Here is a 20704-nt window from a genome sequence, read left to right as displayed (position 1 = left end):
TCACCAGCTTGCTGGCAGTTCGGGCGCCGGGGCGCCGGATGGAACGGTCCGATACTTCTTCAGCACCTGGCTCATCACATCTCGGAAGACGGGAGCGGATGCGGCGGACGAGTTCATCTTAACGGCATCGAAGATGCTGACCGAAACGACGTACTGCGGATCGTCGGCCGGCGCGTACCCCGACACCGACACCAGGTACTCGCTGCGGTAGCCGCCCTGCCCGTCCGCGACCTGCGCGGTCCCGGTCTTCGCCGCGACCCGGTATCCGGGGATGTTCCACTGCTCGGCCAGCCAGCCCTCGAGGTACACCCGCTCGAGCATCGCCGTGGTCTCGTCGGCCGCAGTGGCCGAGACGACCTCCCGCGGCGTCCGGTCGGGCTTCCCCGTCACGGTGCCGTCGGCGCGCTCGCAGCCCTGCACGAGCTGCACCGGCATCCGGACGCCGTGGTTCGCGAGCGTCTGGTAGGCGCTCGCGATCTGGATCGCGGTCGTCGTGAGGCCCTGACCGAACATCGTGGCGTACTTCGTCTGGTCGTCGGTGGCCCAGTAGTCCGGGCCGCCATGGAGGTCGCCCGGTTCTTCGGCCGGGAAGCCGACCTCGCTCTCGGCGCCGAGGCCGAAGTCGAGCATGTCCTGGTAGCGCTGCGCGTCGCTCACCCGCTCGCCGAACTGCGACATGCCCGTGTTCGAGGAGTCGATGAGCACGCCGGTCAGCGTGAGGCGCTCATCGTCGTGGTAGTCGGAGTCGTTGATGTCGGCGTTGCCGGGGGTGATCCGGTACGGGGCGACGACCCCGCTCGTGGGATCGGCCTGTCCCGCGTCGATGACCGACGCCGCCGTGAGCGCCTTGAAGGTCGAGCCGGGCTCGAAGGGCGCCGTGAACGAGCGCGAACCCCGGTCCTCCACATCGGTCGCGGAGGGGTCGTTCGGGTCGACCGTCGGCACATCCGCGACGGCCAGCAGCTCGCCGGTCTTCGCGTTCATCACTGTGACCATGCCCCACTCGGCACCGACCTCCTCGACCCGGGCGGCGAGGATCCGCTGCACCTCCCACTGGAGGTCCGCGTCGATGGTCAGCTTCAGCGTGCCGCCCGGCTCGGCCTCCTTCACGGTGCGCTCGGTGCCCGGGATGTCGACCCAGTCCTTCAGCGAGTGCAGCGACGTCTCCTCGCCGTCGACGCCGGCGAGGCACTGGTCCTGCGCCGCCTCGAGGCCGCCGGCCGGTTCGCCGTCGTCGTTGATCCAGCCGAGGAGGTTGCCGGCGACGGCGCCGTTCGGATAGATGCGCCCCGGATGCTCCTCCGAGTACACCCACGGCACCTTCAGCGCCATCACGGCGTCGAAGGTCTTCACGTCGACCTGCTTCGCCGCGTAGGCGTAGTCGGAGTCCGGGTTCTCGGCGAGGCTCTGCTCGATGACGGCGACGATCTGCGCGGCCGGGACCCCGAGCGCGGCACCGAGCTCGGTGGCGTTCTTCTCGAGCTGCCCCGGGTCCTCCGCCTCGCGCGCCTTCGCCTGCTTCGGCGAGAGCGTGATGTCGTACCGCATCACCGAGTCGGCCAGCACCGTGCCGTTGGCGTCGACGATGTCGCCCCGCGCCCCGTAGATCGTCTGCGAGGTGCTCCGCACCTGCTCGGCCTCGGCGTTGTACTCCTCGGCCCGCACCACCTGGATCTCGACGAGCTTCACGACGAAGACCGCGACGAAGGCGATGAGCAACGCCCCGGCCACGATCACGCGCCGCATCGGGTACCGGCTCGTCTGCTTCATGCCTCGTGCGCCCCCTGGTGGATCAGTGCGTGTCCGGAGTGGGCAGGGCGCCCGGCGGCACCAGCTGCGCATCGGCCCCCGAGGACGCTCCCGCGCCTGTTCCTCCGCTGGCATTGTCGCTCGGCGTCGGCTGGTTCACGAGCGGCACGTCGGTGATCAGCGAATTCGGGACGAGCGGCCCGGATGCCGCGGCACCGTCGCCGGCAGCCTGCGGCTGGCCGAGCACGGCGCCGTCGGACAGCCGCAGGTAGACGGGCGTCGTGTTCGGCACCATGCCGAGCTCCTCGGCGTTGCGGGCGAGGTTCTGCGGCGACTGCAGCGCGTCGAGCTCCTCGCCGACGATCTGCCGGTCGCGCTCGAGTTTCGTCTGCTGCACCCGCAACGAGTCGAGCTCGTAGGCGCCCTGCGTCATCGCGACGGAGAGCACGAGCTGCGCCGCGGCCACGAGGATGATCGCGCCGAGCGCGATGATCGCGTAGGCGATCCGCGGCTTCCGCCGCCGGACGGCGTCGGGCACCAGGCGGAGCCGGCGGGCCGGGGCCTCGGCGGGTGCGCCGCGCAGCGGGGCGGGCAGCGACTGGGCCGGCACAGCGCTCATGCGGCGCTCCTCACTCGTTCGGCGGCGCGGAGGCGCACCGGCTTGGCACGGGGGTTCTCGGCCTGCTCGGCCTCGCTCGCGAGCTCCGCTCCGCGGACGAGCAGCCGGAACCGGGGCTTGTGCTCGGGCAGCTCCATCGGGAGCCCCGCGGGAGCGGTGGAGCTGGACGCCGCCTGCAGCTCCCGCTTCACGAGGCGGTCCTCGAGCGACTGGTAGGAGAGGACGACGATGCGTCCGCCGACCGCGATCGAGTCGAGCGCGGCCGGAACGGCGGCGGCGAGCACCGAGAGTTCTTCGTTCACCTCGATGCGGAGCGCCTGGAAGACGCGCTTGGCCGGGTGGCCCTGACGCTGGATCGCGACCGGCGTCGCGTCGTGCAGGATCTGCACGAGCTCCCCCGAACGCGTGATCGGCTGCTCGGCCCTCGCCCGGACGATCGCTCGGGCGTACCGGGCCGCGAGCTTCTCCTCGCCGTAGTCGAGGAAGATGCGTCGCAGCTCGTCCTCGTCCGCCTCGGCGATCACGTCCGCCGCGGTGCGTCCGCGCGAGGGGTCCATCCGCATGTCGAGCGGGGCGTCCTTCGCGTAGGCGAAACCGCGCTCCGCCCGGTCGAGCTGGAGCGAGGAGACGCCGAGGTCGAACAGGACGCCCTGCACCTCGTCGTACCCCTCGCCGCGGATCGCCTCGGCGATGCCGTCGTAGACCGTGTGCACGAAGCGGGCGCGGTCGCCGAAGCCGGCGAGCCGCTCCTTCGCGATCGCGAGCGCCTCGAGGTCGCGGTCGAGCCCGATGACCGTGAGGCCGGGGAACCGCTCCAGGAACGCCCGGCTGTGCCCGCCCATGCCGAGCGTGGCGTCGACGAGGACGGCGCCCGGCGCCTCGAGGGCGGGGGCGAGGAGCTCGACCGTGCGGTCGAGCATGACTGGGGTGTGGATGCGATCGAGGTCCATGTTCCTTCTCCGATCCCGAGTGCCTCGGGTCCTGATCCCCATCCGTGACCCTGATGCGGGGAAGTGCACCAGGTGCGACGGCTGGGAGTCAGCGCCCGAGGAGCTCAGAAGAGCCCCGGGATCACCTCCTCCGCGGTCTCGGCGAACGCCGCTTCCTGCTCGGCGAGGTAGTGCTGCCACGCTTCGGCGTCCCAGATCTCGACCCGGCTGCCCGCGCCGATGACGGCGAGGTCGCGGTCGAGCCCGGCGTAGCCGCGGAGCGTGGCGGGGATCGTCACCCGGTGCTGCTTGTCGGGCGTCTCGGCGGATGCCCCGGACAGGAAGACGCGCATGTAATCGCGCGCCTGCTTGCTGGTGACGGGCGCCTGGCGGATCTTGTCGCTCATCTGCTCGAACTCGCGAGCGCTGAAGACGTAGATGCAGCGCTCCTGGCCGCGCGTGAGGACGAGGCCGCTGGAGAGCTCCTCCCGGAACTTCGCGGGCAGGATGATGCGCCCCTTCTCGTCGAGCTTCGGCTCGTACGTACCGAGAAACATCCCCCACCCCCTTTCCTCCGGCCAGGATCCAGGTGGCCCCACTTTACTCCACTCTCATCCCCCAATCAATGAAACTCCCCGGAGTTGCGAGTGTTTGGCGCCAGAGAAGTCCGGAATTCCGCGGATTTTCAGCGTGGTGGGAAGTGGAGGGAAATCACGGGAGAGGGAGGAAAACCGGGCGCGCCGCGGCATCCGCTCGTGCGACGGGGCACGCGAGCACCGCGTCAGCGCTGGCGGCGACGCACCGATCGGCGGGAATCCGGGCACGTGCGGGCACGAAAAAGCGGGCCGATCGAATCGATCGGCCCGCGGGTGGTGCGAAGTGGAGGAGTGCGGTGGAGGGATGCCCCCTGGGTCAGCCCTGTCCGTCCTGCCGGCGGTCCCAGCGGTCGTTCAGACGATCCATGAACCCCGCCTTCGGGCGCTGCTGGCGCTGACCCCGCGCAGCGTCGACGGGATCGACGGGCGACGGCTGGCCGGCCCCGCGCCGCGAGCGGGTCATCGAGAAGAGGACGCCGGCGAACATCGCGGCGAAGCCGAGGATGCCGACGACGGGGATCTGCAGTGCCACGCCTGCGATGAGCGCACCGATGCCGACGAGGGCGATCAGCACGCCGATGACCAGGCGTCGGTAGTCCACCCCGCCTCGTCGTCCGCCGACCGCCTGAACGAAATCGGCGTCGTTGCGGTAGAGATTGCGCTCCATCTCTTCGAGAAGGCGCTGCTCCTGCTCTGAAAGCGGCATCTCATTCCCCTCTTTCGGGATCAACGCATCCTACGTCGATTCTAACGCCGCTGCGCCTCGCTAGGCTAGGCGGGTGGCACACGGTTCCCGACTGGTCGACCTGGTTCACGATCGAATCGAGGATTTCCTCAGCGACCGTACCTCTATTCTCGATGCCGTATCGGGCGACCTCGCCCCACTCGGCGCATTCTCGAAGCGCTTTCTCAGCGGAGGCAAACGCTTCCGCGCGCTGTTCTGCTACTGGGGCTGGGAGGCGGCCACAGGCGGGTCGTTCGACCCGTTCGACGGGCCCGACTCGCGCGATCGCTCCCCCGTGATCGCGGCCGCCGCCGCGCTCGAACTCTTCCACGCCGCGGCGCTCGTGCACGACGACCTCATCGACAACTCGGACACGCGCCGTTCCGCCCCGAGCGCGCACCGGCTGTTCGAGCGCCTGCACGGCGAGTCCGGCTGGGTCGGTGACGGCGAGCAGTTCGGCCGCTCCGCGGCGATCCTGCTCGGCGACCTCCTGCTCGGCTGGAGCGACGAGCTCCTCGACGAGGGGCTGGAGCTGCTCGAGCAGCGCGCCGACGCGCGCGCCGCCCGCGTCGAGTTCATGCGGATGCGCACCGAGGTCACCGCCGGCCAGTACCTCGACGTCCTCGAGGAGCACGCCTGGATCGCGCAGCCCGACGAGGAGCAGCAGCTGCGGGCCGAGCGGGTCATCGTCTACAAGGCGGCGAAGTACAGCGTCGAGGCGCCGCTCGCCATCGGCGCGGCCATCGGCGGCGCGAGCCCGGCGCAGGCGGCGGCCCTCCGCGCCTTCGGGCTCCCGCTGGGGATCGCCTACCAGCTCCGCGACGACCTGCTCGGCGTGTTCGGCGACCCCGAGCTCACCGGCAAGCCCGCGGGCGACGACCTCCGCGAGGGGAAGCGCACGATGCTGATCGCGATGGCGCGCGAGCGCCTCGCCCCGGGCACCCGCCGTCTGCTCGACGAGCTGCTCGGCGACCCCGAGCTCGACGCGGAGCAGGTGCGGATGCTGCAGCAGACGCTGAACGACTGCGGCGCGGTCGACGAGATCGAGGCGCTCATCACCCGGCAGCTGCAGTCGGCGACGGCCGCACTCGCGGATGCACCGATCAGCGAGCACGCGCGCGCCGAGCTCGGCGCCCTCGCGCGCTCGGTCGCGAAGCGGGTCAGCTAGTCGGCGAGACCGCGCCGCATCGGCGCGGTCGGATCCGGGATGCCCCGGCTCGTCGATCAGGCGAGCGCCTGAGCCACCCGGCGAACCTCGGCCTTGCGTCCGGCGCGGAGCGCTGCGATCGGCGTGGTGCCGAGGCTGTCCTCCTCGCCGATCAGCCAGTCGAGCGCTTCGGCGTCGCTGAAGCCCGCATCGTGCAGGACGACCGCGGTGCCGTGCAGCTCGGGCATGGGCGCACCGTCGCGGAGGAAGTCGGCCGGCACCTTCAGCACCCCGTCGATGCGCCGGGCGAGCAGGTGGCGATCATCGATCAGTCGCCGGACGCGCCCGGGCGAGAGCTCGAGCAGCTCGACGAGGTCGGGGACGGTCAGCCACTCGGTCGCAGTTGGTTCACTCACGGACACCAGCCTGCCATGCCGGTGCCCGCTCGCGGGAGTGGCCGGTCCCGCGCCACGCGGGCGAGGGGTTTGACTCGCCCCCTCCCCTGTGCGACCGTGACGAACAGCCGGTGATCCATGCCGACGAGGGGAACCAGATGACGACACGGCCCGATCCCGAATTCGAGCGACGGCCGGATGCGGGAGCCCAGGCATCGCGGCCGAGCCTCCGGTCCCGAGCGATCGCCCTCCCCATCGCCGTGATGAGCTCGATCGCCGTGGCGCTCGGCTTCGCGCAGCCCGCGGACGCCGCGCCGCAGCCGCTCAAACGCCAGGCGAAGGCGAAGACCACCGCGAACGGCGCCGGCGCGGTCCGCTCCGTCGCGGGCGCGGTCCCCGCCGAGGTCACCGTGGCCGACGGCGACACGGTGAGCGGGATCGCCGAGCGCTACGGACTCTCCACCGCCGAACTCCTCGCGGCGAACGGCCTCGGCTGGTCCAGCCTGATCTTCCCCGGCCAGCGCCTCGTCCTCCCCGGCGGCTCGACGCCGCGCCCGAGCGACCGCGCACCCGAGATCGCCCGGCACACGGTGGTCGCCGGCGACACGATGGGCGGGATCGCCGACCGGTACGGCGTCGACCTCGACCAGCTGCTGAGCGCCAACGGCCTCGGTCGCGAGAGCCTCATCTTCCCCGGCCAGCAGGTCGTGCTCCCGATCGCGGGCTCGGTGAGCGACGCCCCCGCCGCGCCGGTGGCCGATGTCCCGAGCCCGGAGACCGCCGCGGGCGGCACGCCCGAACAGGTCACCGTCGCCGACGGCGACACCGCCTGGGACCTCGCCGACCGGCTCGGCGTGGACCTCGACCAGTTCCTCGCGGCCAACCGGCTCGGTGCGGACCCGGTGCTCCAGCCCGGCCAGGTGCTGACGGTCCCGCGCCCGGCATCCGTCGCCGTCGTCTCGGCCGTGAACGTCGTGCTCACCGAGGAGATGCGCGGGAACGCGCAGCTCATCGTCGACATCGGCCGTGCGCTCGGCGTCCCCGATCGCGGCATCGTCGTCGCGCTGGCGGCCGCCGCACAGGAGTCGGGACTTCGCAACCTCGATCACGGCGACCGCGACTCGCTCGGCCTCTTCCAGCAGCGACCGAGCCAGGGCTGGGGCACCGCCGAACAGGTGCTCGATCCGGTCCGCTCCACGACGGCGTTCTACGGCGGAGCCGGCAACCCGAACCCGGGTGTGACCCGGGGCCTCCTCGACATTCCCGGCTGGGAATCCCTGAGTGTGACCGACGCGGCCCAGGCGGTCCAGCTGAGCGCCTACCCGAACCACTACGCGAAGTGGGAGGCGCAGGCGGCGGCCTGGCTCTCCGAGCTCGGCTGACCCCCCGAGCGGGTCACGAAGGGGTTTCGATCCGTGTCGTTCCGGCGGTTCGAACCGGAACGGCATACGCCGCTTCGTAGACTTCTACGGTGACCACTGCGCCCGTCGACCCGATGCTCGGCCGTCTCATCGACGGCCGGTACCAGGTGCGCTCGCGGATCGCCCGCGGCGGCATGGCGACCGTGTATCTCGCGACCGATCTTCGGCTCGAACGCCGGGTCGCGATCAAGATCATGCACGGCCACCTCGCCGACGACAACACCTTCAAGACCCGCTTCGTGCAGGAGGCCCGCTCGGCCGCCCGCCTCGCGCACCCGAACGTGGTGAACGTGTTCGATCAGGGCCAGGACGCCGACATGGCGTACCTCGTCATGGAGTACCTGCCGGGCATCACCCTGCGCGACCTCCTGAAGGACTACCAGCGGCTCACCCCCGAGCAGACCGTCGACATCATGGACGCCGTCCTCGCCGGCCTCGCGGCCGCGCACAAGGCGGGCATCGTGCATCGCGACCTGAAGCCCGAGAACGTGCTGCTCGCCGACGACGGCCGCATCAAGCTCGGCGACTTCGGGCTCGCCCGCGCCGCGAGCGCGAACACCGCGACGGGGCAGGCGCTCCTCGGCACGATCGCGTACCTCTCCCCCGAACTCGTCACTCGCGGCGTCGCCGATGCCCGGAGCGACATCTACGCCGTCGGCATCATGATGTACGAGATGCTCACCGGCGAGCAGCCGTACGTCGGCGAAGCGCCGATGCAGATCGCGTACCAGCACGCGAACGACCAGGTGCCGACGCCGAGCTCGAAGTTCTCCGGCGTCCCGCCCGAGCTCGACGAGCTGGTGCTCTGGGCCACGGCCCGCGACCCCGAGCAGCGTCCGGCGGACGCCCGCGTCATGCTCGACCGGCTGCGCGAGGTCGAGGGCGCCATCCGCGGTGTCGCAGGACCGGTCACCGAGCTCTACCAGCCCACCATGGTCCTCGGGGACGCCGTGGCCACCGCGGAGACGAGCGTGCTGCAGCCGCCGTCCGCGCCGGTGCCCACGACCGTCGCCCCGCTCGACGAGCAGGGCGAGGAATCCGCGGCGCTCGCCGCGCGAGCCGCCCGGCGGAAGCGGAAGGGCTACTGGCTGTTCGCCCTCGTCCTGCTGCTCGCGGGCCTCGCCGGCGGCACCGGGTGGTACTTCGGCGCCGGCCCCGGCTCGCTCGTCGCGATCCCGAAGACGGTGGGTCTCGAGCCCGCCGCCGCGCAAGGGGCGCTCGAGGACGCCGGCTTCCAGGTCGAGCCGGGCGAGCGCAACGATCCGGAGATCGCCGCGGGCCTCGTTTCCGGCACCGACCCCGGCCTGGGCGCGCAGGCCAGGCGCGGCTCCGTCGTCACGATGTTCGTCTCGCTCGGGCCGCGCATCCTCGACGTCCCCGATGTGATCGGCCTGCCGCAGGCCGATGCGCGAACCGCGCTCTCCGAGTTCGCGGTCGCCGACGACGTCGCCCAGCAGTTCAACGGCGACATCGAGGCCGGAGCGGTCATCGCGCTCCTCGACGGCGACGGCAACGCCCTGCCCGCGAGCTACCCGGAGCGCGGGGCGATCACGCTCGTCGTCTCCCTCGGCGCGGTGCCCGATGTGACCGGCATGTCGATCGGCGACGCCGAGGCGACGCTCGCCGAGGTGAATCTCGAGCTCGTCCAGGGCGACCCGCAGTTCAGCGACGAGGTCGCCGCCGACGTCGTGATCAGCGCGGAGGCCCAGAGCGATCCGATGCGACCGGGCGACAGCGTCCTCGTCATCGTCTCGAAGGGCCCCGATCTCGTCGAGGTGCCGAACGTCATCACGGGGCAGACCGTCGCCGAGGCGCGCGCGCAGCTCGAGGCGCTCGACTTCACGGTGACGTCGAACGTGCCCGAGTTCCTCGAAGGCGCCGTCGTCGCGGCGAAGCAGAGCGTGGCCGCGGGCGATCGCATCAAGCGCGGCAGCGAGATCTCCGTCAACTTCTGAGCGGCCGCTTCCGAGCGGCTGCCACCGCTGAGCCGCCGTGCCTGGTCGCACGGCCGCCGCGCTTGCTCGCACTGCGGCTGCGCGCCATCCGGTCGCTCCGCGGCGGAGGAGATTCGCGCCGTGGGAGGCGCTCCCGCAGGGGTTTCGCCTCCGCGCGCGCCGAACTCCTCCCGAGACGAACCGTCGAACCCCGAGACGCCGGAAGAAGAGACCGCTCGGAAACGCGGAACGGCGGCGCCCGCAGTGCGGGCGCCGCCGTTCAGATGGCGATCAGCGGGCGGCGAGCTCCTCCGCCACGAGGAACGCGAGCTCGAGCGACTGCATGTGGTTCAGCCGCGGGTCGCACAGCGACTCGTAGCGCGTCGAGAGCGTCGCCTCATCGATGTGCTCGGAACCACCGAGGCACTCGGTCACGTCGTCGCCGGTGAGCTCGACGTGGATGCCGCCGGGGTGCGTTCCCGCCGCGCGGTGCGCCTCGAAGAAGCCCTTCACCTCGTCGACCACGTCGTCGAAGCGACGGGTCTTGTAGCCGGTGGGGGTCGTGATGCCGTTGCCGTGCATCGGGTCGGTCACCCAGAGCGGCTGCGCGTCGGACCGCTTGATGGCCTCGAGCAGCGGCGGCAGCGCCTCCCGGATGCGGCCGGCGCCCATGCGCGTGATGAACGTCAGGCGCCCCGGCTCGCGGTTCGGGTCGAGCTTCTCGACGAGCTCCAGCATCGTCTCGGGCGTCGTCGTCGGGCCGAGCTTCACCCCGATCGGGTTGCGGACGCGCGAGAGGAAGTCGACGTGCGCACCGTCGAGCTCACGGGTGCGCTCGCCGATCCAGATGAAGTGCGCCGAGGTGTTGTACGGGGTGCCGGTGCGCGAGTCGATTCGGGTCATCGGACGCTCGTAGTCCATCAGCAGGCCCTCGTGGCCCGTGTAGAACTCCGTGCGCTTCAGCTCCTCGAAGTCGGCTCCGCACGCGTCCATGAACTTCACGGCGCGGTCGATCTCGCGGGCGAGCTTCTCGTACCTGGCGTTCGCCGGGTTGGCGGCGAAGCCCTGGTTCCACTGGTGCACCTGGCGCAGGTCGGCGAAGCCGCCCTGCGTGAACGCGCGGATGAGGTTCAGCGTCGACGCCGCCATGTGGTAGCCCTGCAGCAGGCGCCGGGGGTCGGCGGCACGGGACTCCGGAGTGAAGTCGTAACCGTTCACGATGTCGCCCCGGTAGGCCGGCAGCGTCACGTCGCCGCGGGTCTCGGTGTCGCTCGAGCGCGGCTTCGCGAACTGACCCGCCATGCGGCCCATCTTCACGACCGGCATCGAGGCGCCGTAGGTGAGCACGACCGCCATCTGCAGCAGGGTCTTCACCCGGTTGCGGATCTGGTCGGCCGTGGCGCCGGCGAAGGTCTCGGCGCAGTCGCCGCCCTGCAGCAGGAACGCCTCGCCGCGCGACGCCGACGCCAGCCGCTCGCGCAGCATGTCGACCTCGCCCGCGAAGACCAGCGGGGGCAGCGTGGCGAGCTCGGCCGACGCCGCAGCCGCGGCCTCGGCGTCGGGCCACTGGGGCTGCTGCTTGATCGGCAGCTCGCGCCAATAGTCGAGGCCCGCGATCACATCGGGATCTGCGTTCACGAAGGGCTCGACGAGCTGTTGCACTGGATGTCCTGGAGGGTCGGGCGCGCGATCGCGCGCGGGTACGAAACGACGCCGCGCTCCGCGGCGTCGTAGAACGAGCCTACCGCGCCTCGGAGGCCCGTCGTTCCTTCACAGAACTGGCGTAGACGTCCACGTATTCCTGGCCGCTCAGCTCCCGCAGTTCGTACACCAGCTCGTCGGTGACGCTGCGGAGCACGAAACGATCGCTCTCCAGTCCGTGGAAGCGCGAGAAGTCGAGCGGCTCGCCGATCACGATGCCGATGCGACGCACCTTCGGCAGCCGGGTGCCGATCGGCATCACCTCGGCCGTGCCGATCATCGCGACCGGCACCACGGGGGCGCCCGACTCGAGCACCATGCGGGCGACGCCCGTGCGCCCTCGGTAGAGCTTCGCGTCGGGGCTGCGGGTGCCCTCGGGGTAGATGCCGAGGATGCGCCCCTCGCTCAGGACCCGGAGCCCCGTGTTGAGCGACGCCTCGGACGCCTTGCCCCCGCTGCGGTCGATCGGCAGCTGACCGGTGGCCTGGAAGAAGAGCTTCGTCGCCCACCCCTTGAGCCCGCGCCCGGTGAAGTACTCGCTCTTCGCGAGGAACACGACGGGGCGGTCGACGATGAGGGGCAGGAAGATCGAGTCGATGAAGGAGAGGTGGTTGGACGCGAGGATGACGGGACCCTCGGCCGGGATCTTCTCGAGCCCGACCACCCAGGGGCGGAAGATCGCGAGGAGCACCGGCCCCACCACGATGTGCTTCATGATCCAGTAGAACACCCGAGCTCCCCGTCTCGTCCGTCGCGCCCGCCCCGGGCGGAGTCCAGCCTAGCGATCAGGCGTGCTGCTCGACCCACCCCCGGGCGAGGTCGGCGGCGCCGACCACGCCGGCGTCGTTCACGAGCTCGGCGATGACGAAGTCGGGCTCGGGGTGGTAGCCCCGCGCCGGGAGGTGGTCGAGGTAGGCCTCGCGGATCGGCTGGAGCAGGAGCTCCCCCGCGACCGCGACGCCGCCGCCGAAGACGAAGCGCTGCGGGTCGAGCACCGCGGACAGGCTCGCCGCGGCCTGCCCGAGCCACTGCCCGAGCTGGCGGAGCGCCGCCACCGCCCCGGGGTCGCCCGCCTCGATGAGTGCGCCGACGAGGGTGCCGTCGAGGCGGCCGTGCTCGGCGCGAGTGCGGGCGAGCGCCTGACCGATGCCGCCGGCGTCGGCGATCTCTCCCGCCATGCGCAGGAGCGCCCGGCCGGAGCCGTACTGCTCGAGGCATCCGTGCTGTCCGCAGCCGCAGGCGATCCCGCCGGGGACGAGCCGGAGATGCCCGAGCTCCGCCCCGGCGCCGAAGCCGCCGCGGAAGAGCCGGTCGCTCGCGACGATCGCGCCGCCCACCCCGGTGCCGATCGTCAGCATCACCATGTCGCTCACGAGGCGGCCCGCGCCGAAGCGGAACTCCGCCCAGCCCGCCGCGTTCGCGTCGTTGTCGACGACGACGGTGCCGCCCACGCGGGCCTCGAGCTTCTCGCGGAACGGCTCGTTGCGCCAGTCGATGTTCGGCGCGTAGTAGACGGTCGACTGGGCCGCGTCGATGAAGCCCGCCGCGGCCACACCCACCGCCTCGATCCCGCCCGCAGCCTGCGGGTCGGACCGGAGCCGCTCGATCATCGTGACGACCGCGTCCTCGACGGCGCCGGCGTCGCCGGCCTGGGTCGGGACCCGGTCGTGGACGAGGATCGTGCCGAGCTCGTCGACGATCGCGCCCGCGATCTTCGTACCGCCGATGTCGATGCCGATCGCGTGCGCCACGAGGCCGCCTTTCAGGGGGAACGGGAAGGTTCGCGCCGCCGCCGACGCCTGGGCGCGCGCGGGCAACGACTAGAGTGTAGTCAACCCAACGCCGAGGCCCGAGACGTGCGTCGAAGCGCGAAGGCCTCCCCGGTGCCGAAGGAGCTGCCGTGACCGAATTCGCAACGCCCGCCGTTGTCGCCGCCGACCCGCATGCGAACACGACCGATCTGCTCGTGGAACGCGTGCGCGCAACCCCCGACGCCGCGTTGTTCTCGCTGCCGACCGCCGATGGGGGCTGGTCGCCGGTGACGGCGAAGGAGTTCCACGCCCAGGTGATCGCCCTCGCGAAGGGCCTCGCCGCCGCAGGCATCCAGCCCGGCGACAAGATCGGCCTGATGTGCAAGACCCGCTACGAGTGGACGCTGATCGACTTCGCCGTCTGGTTCGCCGGCGCCGTGCTCGTCCCCGTGTACGAGACCAGCTCGCCCGCGCAGGTGCGCTGGAACCTGAGCGACTCGGGAGCGATCGCCATGATCGTCGAGACGCCCGACCACTTCAGCCGCTTCGACGAGGTCCACCCCGAGCTGCCCGCCGTGCAGCACGTCTGGCAGGTCGACCTCGGCGACCTCGACAAGCTCGCGGCATCCGGCGGCGAGGTGTCCGACGAGGAGATCGAGCGGCGCCGCTCGATCGCGAACGCCGACGACATCGCGACGCTCATCTACACCTCAGGGTCCACCGGCAAGCCGAAGGGCTGCGTGCTCACCCACGCGAACTTCGTCGAGCTGTCCCGCAACTCCGCGGTCGCGCTCGACGAGGTCGTGCTCGACCCGAACGGCGCGTCGACGGTGCTCTTCATCACCCTCGCGCACGTCTTCGCCCGATTCATCGCCGTGCTCTGCGTGCACGCCGGCGTGCGCGTCGGACACCAGCCGGACACGAAGCAGCTGCTGCCCGCGCTGTCGAGCTTCAAGCCGACCTTCCTCCTCGCGGTGCCCCGCGTCTTCGAGAAGGTGTACAACGTCTCCGAGCAGAAGGCGGAGACCGGCGGCAAGGGCAAGATCTTCCGCGCCGCCGCCGAGACGGCCGTCGCGTACTCGACCGCGCTCGAACAGGGCTCGGTGCCGCTCGGCCTGAAGCTGCGCTTCCGGCTCTTCGATGCCCTCGTGTTCAAGAAGCTCCGCGCCGCGCTCGGCGGCAACGTGAAGTACGCGGTCTCGGGCTCGGCGCCGCTCGGTGCCCGTCTCGGCCACTTCTACCACGCGCTCGGCATCGCGATCCTCGAGGGCTACGGCCTCACGGAGACCACGGCGCCCGCGACCGTGAACCTGCCGAAGCGCTCGAAGATCGGCACGGTCGGCCCCGCGCTGCCCGGAGTCGCGCTCCGCCTCGCCGACGACGGCGAGATCCAGGTCAAGGGCATCAACGTCTTCAAGGAGTACTGGAAGAACCCCGAGGCGACCGCGGAGGCGTTCGACGGCGACTGGTTCAAGACCGGCGACATCGGCTCCTTCGACGATGAGGGCTTCCTCACGATCACCGGCCGCAAGAAGGAGATCATCGTGACCGCGGGCGGCAAGAACGTCGCTCCCGCGGCGCTCGAGGACCCGATCCGGGCGAACCCGCTCGTCGGCCAGGTCGTGGTCGTGGGCGACAAGAAGCCCTTCATCTCGGCGCTCGTCACGCTCGACCCCGAGATGCTGCCCGTCTGGCTGAACAACAACGGCGAGGACGCCGGGATGAGCCTCGACGAAGCCGCCGCGAACGAGGCGGTGCACGCCGAGGTGCAGCGGGCGATCGACGCCGCGAACGAGCTCGTCTCGCGCGCCGAGTCGATCCGCAAGTTCACGGTGCTCCCCCTCGAGCTCACCGAGGCGAGCGGTCACCTGACGCCGAAGCTCAGCATCAAGCGCAACGTCATCCTGGAGGACTTCGCCGGCGAGATCGAAGCGATGTACGCGGGGACGCCGGCGACCGAGGGCATGTCGGCGATCAGCTGACCTCGCCGCCAGGTCGACGGAACGCACGAAGGGGCGCCGCGGAATCGCGGCCCCCCTTCGTCGTCGGCCGTGCCGACGATCAGAACCAGTCGGACTCGCGCACCTCGCGCATCGCCACCCGGCGCTCAGCCGGCTCGAGCCGGTCGAGGTAGAGGATGCCGTCGAGGTGGTCGGTCTCGTGCTGCAGGGCCTGCGCGAGCACCCCGGTGCCCTCGACCACGATCTCCTGGCCGTCGAGGTCGATGCCGCGCACGCGCGCGTACGGGTGCCGCGGCGTGTCGTGCCAGAGCCCCGGGACGGAAAGGCAGCCCTCGCCCGTCGGCTCCTTCTCGCCGCGCACCTCGACGAGCTCCGGGTTCAGCACGTACCCGATGCGGCCGTCCACGTTGTAGCTGAACGCCCGCAGGTTGACGCCGATCTGGGGGGCGGCGACGCCGGCTCGGCCCGGCAGCTTCACCGAGTCGAGCAGGTCCGCGACGAGCGCCCGCACGCCGTCGTCGATCGTCTCGATCGGGGCGGACGGGGCCTTCAGCACGGGGTCGCCGAAGACGCGGATGGGACGTTCAGGCACGGAGAGCTCCATTCCGGGCCCGCGATCGGCGGGCTGCGAGCGGTTCAGGGGGGCGGCGACAGCGTATCGCGACTCAGGCGGGGCGGACGACGACGAGGAGGTCCCCCGCCTCGACCTGCTGCGTCTTCGGGATCGCGACCCGCTCGACGATGCCGGCGACCGGCGAGGTGATCGCCGCCTCCATCTTCATGGCCTCGATGGAGGCCACCGCCTGACCGGCCTGGATCTCGGCGCCCGGCTCGACCTGCAGGGTCACGACTCCGGAGAACGGCGCGGCGACGTGGCCCGGCTGCGAGGTGTCCGCCTTCTCCGCGGCCCGCGTGTCCACCGTGATGGAGCGGTCGCGCACGAAGACGGGGCGCAGCTGCCCGTTCAGGATGGTCATGACGGTGCGCATGCCCTTGTCGTCGGCCTCGCCGATCGCCTCGAGGCCGGCGTAGAGCCGCACGCCCTTGTCGATCTCGATGACGTGCTCGGCGCCGGAGCGGAGGCCGTACAGGTAGTCGGCGGTGTCGACGACGGACAGGTCGCCGAACAGCTCGCGGATCTGCTCGAACTGGCGGGTCGGCGCCGGGAAGAGGAGCGTGTTCAGCATCTGGCGCCGCGCGGTGGAGTCGCCCTCGAGCGCCGCGCGCTGCGCCTCGTCGAGCTCGGCGACGCCGATGCGGACGTCGCGACCGGCGAGCACCTTGGTGCGGAACGGTTCCGGCCAGCCGCCCGGGAGGTCGCCGAGCTCGCCCGCCATGAATCCGACGACCGAGTCGGGGATGTCGTACTTCTCGGGGTTCGCGGCGAAGTCGGCCGGGTCGGCCTTCACGGCGGCGAGGTGCAGCGCGAGGTCGCCGACGACCTTCGACGACGGGGTCACCTTCGGCACCCGACCGAGGATCTCGTTCGCCGCGGCGTACATGTCCTCGATGAGCTCGAAGTCGTCGGCGAGGCCGAGCGCGATGGCCTGCTGGCGCAGGTTCGAGAGCTGGCCGCCGGGGATCTCGTGGTGGTAGACCCGCCCGGTGGGGCCGGGCAGCCCCGACTCGAAGGGGCGGTAGAGCCGGCGCACGGCCTCCCAGTACGGCTCGAGGTCGGAGACCGCGTCGAGCGAGATACCGGTGTCGCGCTCGGTGTGCGCGAGCGCCGCGACGAGCGACGACGCGGAGGGCTGGCTCGTGGTGCCGGCCATCGGCGCGCTGGCGACGTCGACCGCGTCGACGCCGGCCTCGGAGGCCGCGAGGAGCGTCGCGAGCTGGCCGCCCGCGGTGTCGTGGGTGTGCAGGTGCACCGGCACGTCGAAGCGCTCGCGGAGGGAGCGGACGAGCTTCGCGGCCGCCGCGGGACGCAGCAGGCCCGCCATGTCCTTGATCGCGAGCACGTGCGCGCCGGCACCGACGATCTCGTCGGCGAGGCGCAGGTAGTAGTCGAGGGTGTAGAGGTCCTCCGCAGGGTCGAGGAGGTCGCCGGTGTAGCAGAGCGCGACCTCGGCGACGGAGTGGCCCGTCTCGAGCACGGCGTCGATCGCCGGCCGCATCTGGGCCACGTCGTTCAGCGCGTCGAAGATGCGGAAGACGTCGACGCCCGTCGACGCGGCCTCGCGGACGAAGGCGTCGGTCACCTCGGTCGGGTACGGCGTGTAGCCGACGGTGTTGCGCCCGCGGAGGAGCATCTGGATGGCGACGTTCGGCAGCGACTCCCGGAGCGACGCGAGCCGCTCCCACGGGTCCTCGCCGAGGAAGCGCAGCGCGACGTCGTAGGTCGCCCCGCCCCAGGCCTCGACGGAGAGGAGCTCGGGGGTGAGCCGGGCCACGTAGGGCGCGACGGCGATGAGGTCCTTGGTGCGCACGCGGGTGGCGAGCAGCGACTGGTGTGCGTCGCGGAACGTCGTCTCGGTGACCGCGAGCGGCGTCTGCGCGCGGAGGGCCGCGGCGAAGCCGGCCGGGCCGAGCTCGAGCAGCCGCTGGCGCGAGCCGTCGGGCGCGGGCTGCGAGAGGTCGATCTTCGGCAGCTTGTCGACCGGGCGGACGGAGATCGGTGCCGCCCCGTTCGGCTGGTTCACCGTGACGTCGGCGAGCCAGTTCAGGATCTTCGTGCCGCGGTCCTTCGAGACCCGGCCGCGGAGCAGCTGCGGCCGCTCGTCGATGAAGGAGGTGCTGAGGTCGCCGGCGACGAAGGCCGGGTCGTCGAGCACCGCCTGGAGGAAGGGGATGTTCGTGGAGACGCCGCGGATGCGGAACTCCGCGAGGGCGCGCTTCGCGCGGGCGACGGCCGCCGTGTAGTCGCGCCCGCGGCAGGTGAGCTTCGCGAGCATCGAGTCGAAGTGCGGGCTGATCTGCGCACCGGGGTTCACGGTGCCGCCGTCGAGACGGATGCCGGCGCCGCCCGGCGAACGGTAGGTCGTGATCTTGCCGGTGTCGGGGCGGAATCCGGACGTCGGGTCCTCGGTCGTGATGCGGCACTGGAGCGCGGCTCCGCGGAGCCGGATCTCGTCCTGTCGGAGGCCGAGCTCGGCGAGGGTCTCCCCCGCAGCGATGCGCATCTGCGCGACAACGAGGTCGACGTCGGTGACCTCCTCGGTCACGGTGTGCTCGACCTGGATGCGCGGGTTCATCTCGATGAAGACGTGCTCGCCGGCGCGCTCGCCCGCGGTGTCCAGGAGGAACTCGACGGTGCCCGCGTTCACGTAGCCGATCGAGCGGGCGAACGCGATCGCGTCGCGGTAGAGCGACTGGCGGACCTCGTCGGAGAGGTTCGGCGCCGGGGCGATCTCGATGACCTTCTGGTGGCGCCGCTGCACCGAGCAGTCGCGCTCGAACAGGTGCACGGTCTCGCCGCTCGCGTCGGCGAGCACCTGCACCTCGATGTGGCGGGGCCGCAGCACGGCCTGCTCGAGGAACATCGTCGGGTCGCCGAACGCGCTGTCGGCCTCGCGCATCGCCTCTTCGAGCGCCGGCCGGAGCTCGTCGGGCGTGTTCACCCGGCGCATCCCTCGTCCGCCGCCGCCGGCGACGGCCTTCGCGAAGATCGGGAAGCCGATCCCCTCGGCCTGCCCGACGAGCCAGTCGAGGTCGCGCGACGGCGGCGTCGACTTCAGCACCGGGACGCCCGCGGCGATCGCGTGCTCCTTGGCCGTGACCTTGTTGCCGGCCATCTCGAGGACCTGCTTCGGCGGCCCGATGAAGGCGATGCCCGCCTCGGCGGCGGCCTGGGCGAGCTCCGGGTTCTCGGAGAGGAAGCCGTAGCCCGGGTAGATGGCGTCGGCGCCCGATTCCTTCGCCACCCGGATGATCTCGGAGATGTCGAGGTAGGCCCGGACGGGATGACCCGGCTCACCGATCTGGTACGCCTCGTCGGCCTTCAGACGATGCAGCGAATTGCGATCTTCGTAGGGGTAGACCGCGACGGTCTTCGCACCCACTTCGTTCGCCGCACGGAACGCGCGGATGGCGATCTCGCCACGATTCGCAACCAGGATCTTCGTGAACATGCAGGCCTCTCGGTCAGCGGGCTGCGGACGCGCACAGCGAACGCTGAGCAATCCATCGAGTCCTAACGGTAACGTATCTGTTCGTGCACGTTCTCTCGGTGAGCTCCCTCAAAGGCGGCGTCGGAAAGACGACGGTCACGCTCGGTCTCGCCTCCGCGGCGTTCGCCCGAGGCGTCAAGACCCTCGTCGTCGACCTCGACCCGCAGTCCGACGTGTCCACGGGCATGGATATCCAGGTCGCGGGGCACCTGAACGTCGCCGACGTCCTCGCCTCGCCCAAGGAGAAGATCGTCCGTTCGGCGATCGCTCCGAGCGGCTGGGCGCGCCAGAACCCGCAGTCCACGATCGATGTGATGATCGGCAGCCCGTCGGCGATCAACTTCGACGGCCCGCACCCCTCGATCCGCGACATCTGGAAGCTCGAGGAGGCCCTCGCGAACGTCGAGGCCGACTACGACCTCGTGCTCATCGACTGCGCCCCGTCCCTCAACGCGCTCACGCGAACCGCGTGGGCGGCGAGCGACCGCGTCGCCGTCGTCACCGAGCCCGGGCTCTTCTCGGTCGCTGCGGCCGATCGCGCGCTCCGCGCCATCGAGGAGATCCGCCGCGGCCTCTCCCCCCGTCTCCAGCCGCTCGGCATCATCGTGAACCGCGCGCGGGTGCAGTCGCTCGAGCACCAGTTCCGCATCAAGGAGCTGCGCGACATGTTCGGGCCGCTCGTGCTGAGCCCCCAGCTGCCGGAGCGCACCTCGCTGCAGCAGGCCCAGGGCGCGGCGAAGCCGCTGCACATGTGGCCCGGCGAGAGCGCCGAGGAGATGTCGGCGAACTTCGACCAGCTGCTCGACCGCGTGCTGCGCGCCGCGCGCATCGGCGATACCGGCGCCCCCGAGTCGCAGGCGACGCCGATCGCGACCGGCGCGGTTCCGCAGGCCGAGCTCGAGGCCCCGACGGCCTGACCCGGGGCGGCCAGCCGACACGCGCGCGGTGTCGAATCGACGCGCGCAGACGTCAGCTCCTCCCACGGAGGGCGCCGGCCGGATCGCGAGGCGGCGTGACGCCGACCGCGATCAGGAGATCTTGCGGGTCTTCGCTCCCCGACGGGCGGCGAGCTCGTCCATGGGATCGGCGGGCTGCGTGTCGAGCTCGACCAGCGTCGACTCCACCTCGCGGAGCACCTTGCCCACCGCGATGCCGAACACGCCCTGCCCGCGGTTCACGAGGTCGATGACCTCGTCGTCCGAGGTGCAGAGGTAGACGCTCGCGCCATCGCTCATCAACGTCGTCTGCGCGAGGTCGTGCACGCCGGACTCGCGCAACTGCGTCACGGCCGTGCGGATCTGCTGGAGCGAGATGCCGGTGTCGAGCAGCCGCTTCACGAGCTTGAGCACGAGGATGTCGCGGAATCCGTACAGCCGCTGCGACCCGGAGCCCGCGGCGCCGCGGACGGTCGGCTCGACGAGCTGCGTGCGGGCCCAGTAGTCGAGCTGGCGATAGCTGATGCCGGCCGCGCGGGCGGCGATCGCCCCGCGGTACCCGGTGCCCTCGTCGTGCTCGGGGAGTCCGTCGGTGAACAGCAGGCCGAGGTCGTACCGTGCGCGTTCGCTCCGATCGAGCTCGCTCATCCGTCACCCCTCACTCTGGCCGTTCCACGGCCGGACGACTCCCACGCTACCGATCCCGGAGGTCGCCGCCAAACACATCGGGCCG

The 20704-nt window shown here is 71.3% G+C and carries 17 protein-coding genes; 5 read left to right on the top strand and 12 right to left on the bottom strand.

The genetic code is table 11. From position 1 onward, the window contains the following. From ROT00_RS05760 to ROT00_RS05740, 5 genes are all read right to left on the bottom strand, one after another. Complete coding sequence (locus tag ROT00_RS05760) at window positions 1-1770, bottom strand: peptidoglycan D,D-transpeptidase FtsI family protein (protein ID WP_404773084.1); 1770 nt, start codon at window positions 1768-1770, stop codon at window positions 1-3. Between the two features lie 22 nt (window positions 1771-1792). After that, window positions 1793-2368 carry a cell division protein FtsL gene (gene ftsL, locus ROT00_RS05755; protein ID WP_404773083.1) on the bottom strand — a complete coding sequence of 192 codons (576 nt, stop codon included), beginning with the start codon at window positions 2366-2368 and terminating at the stop codon, window positions 1793-1795. Continuing rightward, a complete protein-coding gene (gene rsmH, locus ROT00_RS05750) occupies window positions 2365-3318 on the bottom strand; it encodes a 16S rRNA (cytosine(1402)-N(4))-methyltransferase RsmH (RefSeq protein WP_404773081.1) in 954 nt (317 codons plus the stop codon). Before rsmH ends, ftsL begins: the two co-directional genes overlap by 4 nt. 104 nt (window positions 3319-3422) lie before the next feature. Next, entirely contained in the window at window positions 3423-3854 is a 432-nt protein-coding gene (mraZ, locus tag ROT00_RS05745) for a division/cell wall cluster transcriptional repressor MraZ (protein ID WP_404773079.1), read from the bottom strand. A 355-nt stretch (window positions 3855-4209) separates the two neighbouring features. Continuing rightward, entirely contained in the window at window positions 4210-4599 is a 390-nt protein-coding gene (locus tag ROT00_RS05740; protein ID WP_404773492.1) for a DUF3040 domain-containing protein, read from the bottom strand. Between the two features lie 73 nt (window positions 4600-4672). Here ROT00_RS05740 and ROT00_RS05735 point away from each other — a divergent pair, with 73 nt between their 5' ends. Then, the gene (locus ROT00_RS05735) at window positions 4673-5785 is read left to right on the top strand and encodes a polyprenyl synthetase family protein (RefSeq protein WP_404773078.1); all 1113 of its coding nucleotides are present in this window, start codon (window positions 4673-4675) and stop codon (window positions 5783-5785) included. Between the two features lie 56 nt (window positions 5786-5841). Here ROT00_RS05735 and ROT00_RS05730 read toward each other — a convergent pair whose 3' ends face one another. Then, window positions 5842-6180: an Rv2175c family DNA-binding protein gene (locus ROT00_RS05730; protein ID WP_404773077.1), complete on the bottom strand. Its 339-nt coding sequence runs from the start codon at window positions 6178-6180 to the stop codon at window positions 5842-5844. A 242-nt stretch (window positions 6181-6422) separates the two neighbouring features. Between ROT00_RS05730 and ROT00_RS05725 the strand changes: the two genes are divergently transcribed. Both ROT00_RS05725 and pknB read left to right on the top strand, forming a co-directional pair. Beyond that, window positions 6423-7541 carry a LysM peptidoglycan-binding domain-containing protein gene (locus ROT00_RS05725; protein WP_404773075.1) on the top strand — a complete coding sequence of 373 codons (1119 nt, stop codon included), beginning with the start codon at window positions 6423-6425 and terminating at the stop codon, window positions 7539-7541. Between the two features lie 89 nt (window positions 7542-7630). Continuing rightward, entirely contained in the window at window positions 7631-9535 is a 1905-nt protein-coding gene (gene pknB, locus ROT00_RS05720) for a Stk1 family PASTA domain-containing Ser/Thr kinase (protein WP_404773073.1), read from the top strand. A gap of 270 nt (window positions 9536-9805) precedes the next feature. Here the strand turns inward: pknB and ROT00_RS05715 are convergent, their stop codons facing one another. The 3 genes from ROT00_RS05715 to ROT00_RS05705 form a co-directional block, all read right to left on the bottom strand. After that, window positions 9806-11134 carry a class II 3-deoxy-7-phosphoheptulonate synthase gene (locus ROT00_RS05715; protein ID WP_404773490.1) on the bottom strand — a complete coding sequence of 443 codons (1329 nt, stop codon included), beginning with the start codon at window positions 11132-11134 and terminating at the stop codon, window positions 9806-9808. A gap of 121 nt (window positions 11135-11255) precedes the next feature. Beyond that, window positions 11256-11945, bottom strand: a complete 690-nt coding sequence (locus ROT00_RS05710; protein WP_404773072.1) for a lysophospholipid acyltransferase family protein — start codon at window positions 11943-11945, stop codon at window positions 11256-11258. Between the two features lie 55 nt (window positions 11946-12000). Beyond that, complete coding sequence (locus ROT00_RS05705; RefSeq protein WP_404773070.1) at window positions 12001-12966, bottom strand: ROK family glucokinase; 966 nt, start codon at window positions 12964-12966, stop codon at window positions 12001-12003. A 149-nt stretch (window positions 12967-13115) separates the two neighbouring features. Here ROT00_RS05705 and ROT00_RS05700 point away from each other — a divergent pair, with 149 nt between their 5' ends. Continuing rightward, window positions 13116-14948, top strand: a complete 1833-nt coding sequence (locus ROT00_RS05700) for an AMP-dependent synthetase/ligase (protein ID WP_404773069.1) — start codon at window positions 13116-13118, stop codon at window positions 14946-14948. Window positions 14949-15027: 79 nt separating this feature from the next. Here the strand turns inward: ROT00_RS05700 and def are convergent, their stop codons facing one another. Next, on the bottom strand, window positions 15028-15519 hold the full coding sequence (def, locus tag ROT00_RS05695) for a peptide deformylase (RefSeq protein WP_404773067.1): 492 nt from the start codon (window positions 15517-15519) through the stop codon (window positions 15028-15030). A gap of 73 nt (window positions 15520-15592) precedes the next feature. Next, window positions 15593-18997, bottom strand: a complete 3405-nt coding sequence (locus tag ROT00_RS05690; protein WP_404773065.1) for a pyruvate carboxylase — start codon at window positions 18995-18997, stop codon at window positions 15593-15595. 83 nt (window positions 18998-19080) lie between these two features. Here ROT00_RS05690 and ROT00_RS05685 point away from each other — a divergent pair, with 83 nt between their 5' ends. Then, window positions 19081-19953, top strand: a complete 873-nt coding sequence (locus ROT00_RS05685; protein ID WP_404773063.1) for a ParA family protein — start codon at window positions 19081-19083, stop codon at window positions 19951-19953. A 111-nt stretch (window positions 19954-20064) separates the two neighbouring features. Here ROT00_RS05685 and ROT00_RS05680 read toward each other — a convergent pair whose 3' ends face one another. Continuing rightward, window positions 20065-20619, bottom strand: a complete 555-nt coding sequence (locus ROT00_RS05680; RefSeq protein WP_404773061.1) for a MerR family transcriptional regulator — start codon at window positions 20617-20619, stop codon at window positions 20065-20067. Between the last annotated feature and the right edge of the window lie 85 nt (window positions 20620-20704).

The sequence above is a fragment of the Agromyces mediolanus genome (assembly GCF_044917495.1).
In the GTDB taxonomy this organism is placed as follows: domain Bacteria; phylum Actinomycetota; class Actinomycetes; order Actinomycetales; family Microbacteriaceae; genus Agromyces; species Agromyces mediolanus_B.
Note: the sequence above shows the minus strand (reverse complement) of the source record. Positions and strands in the feature narration are given on the sequence as shown.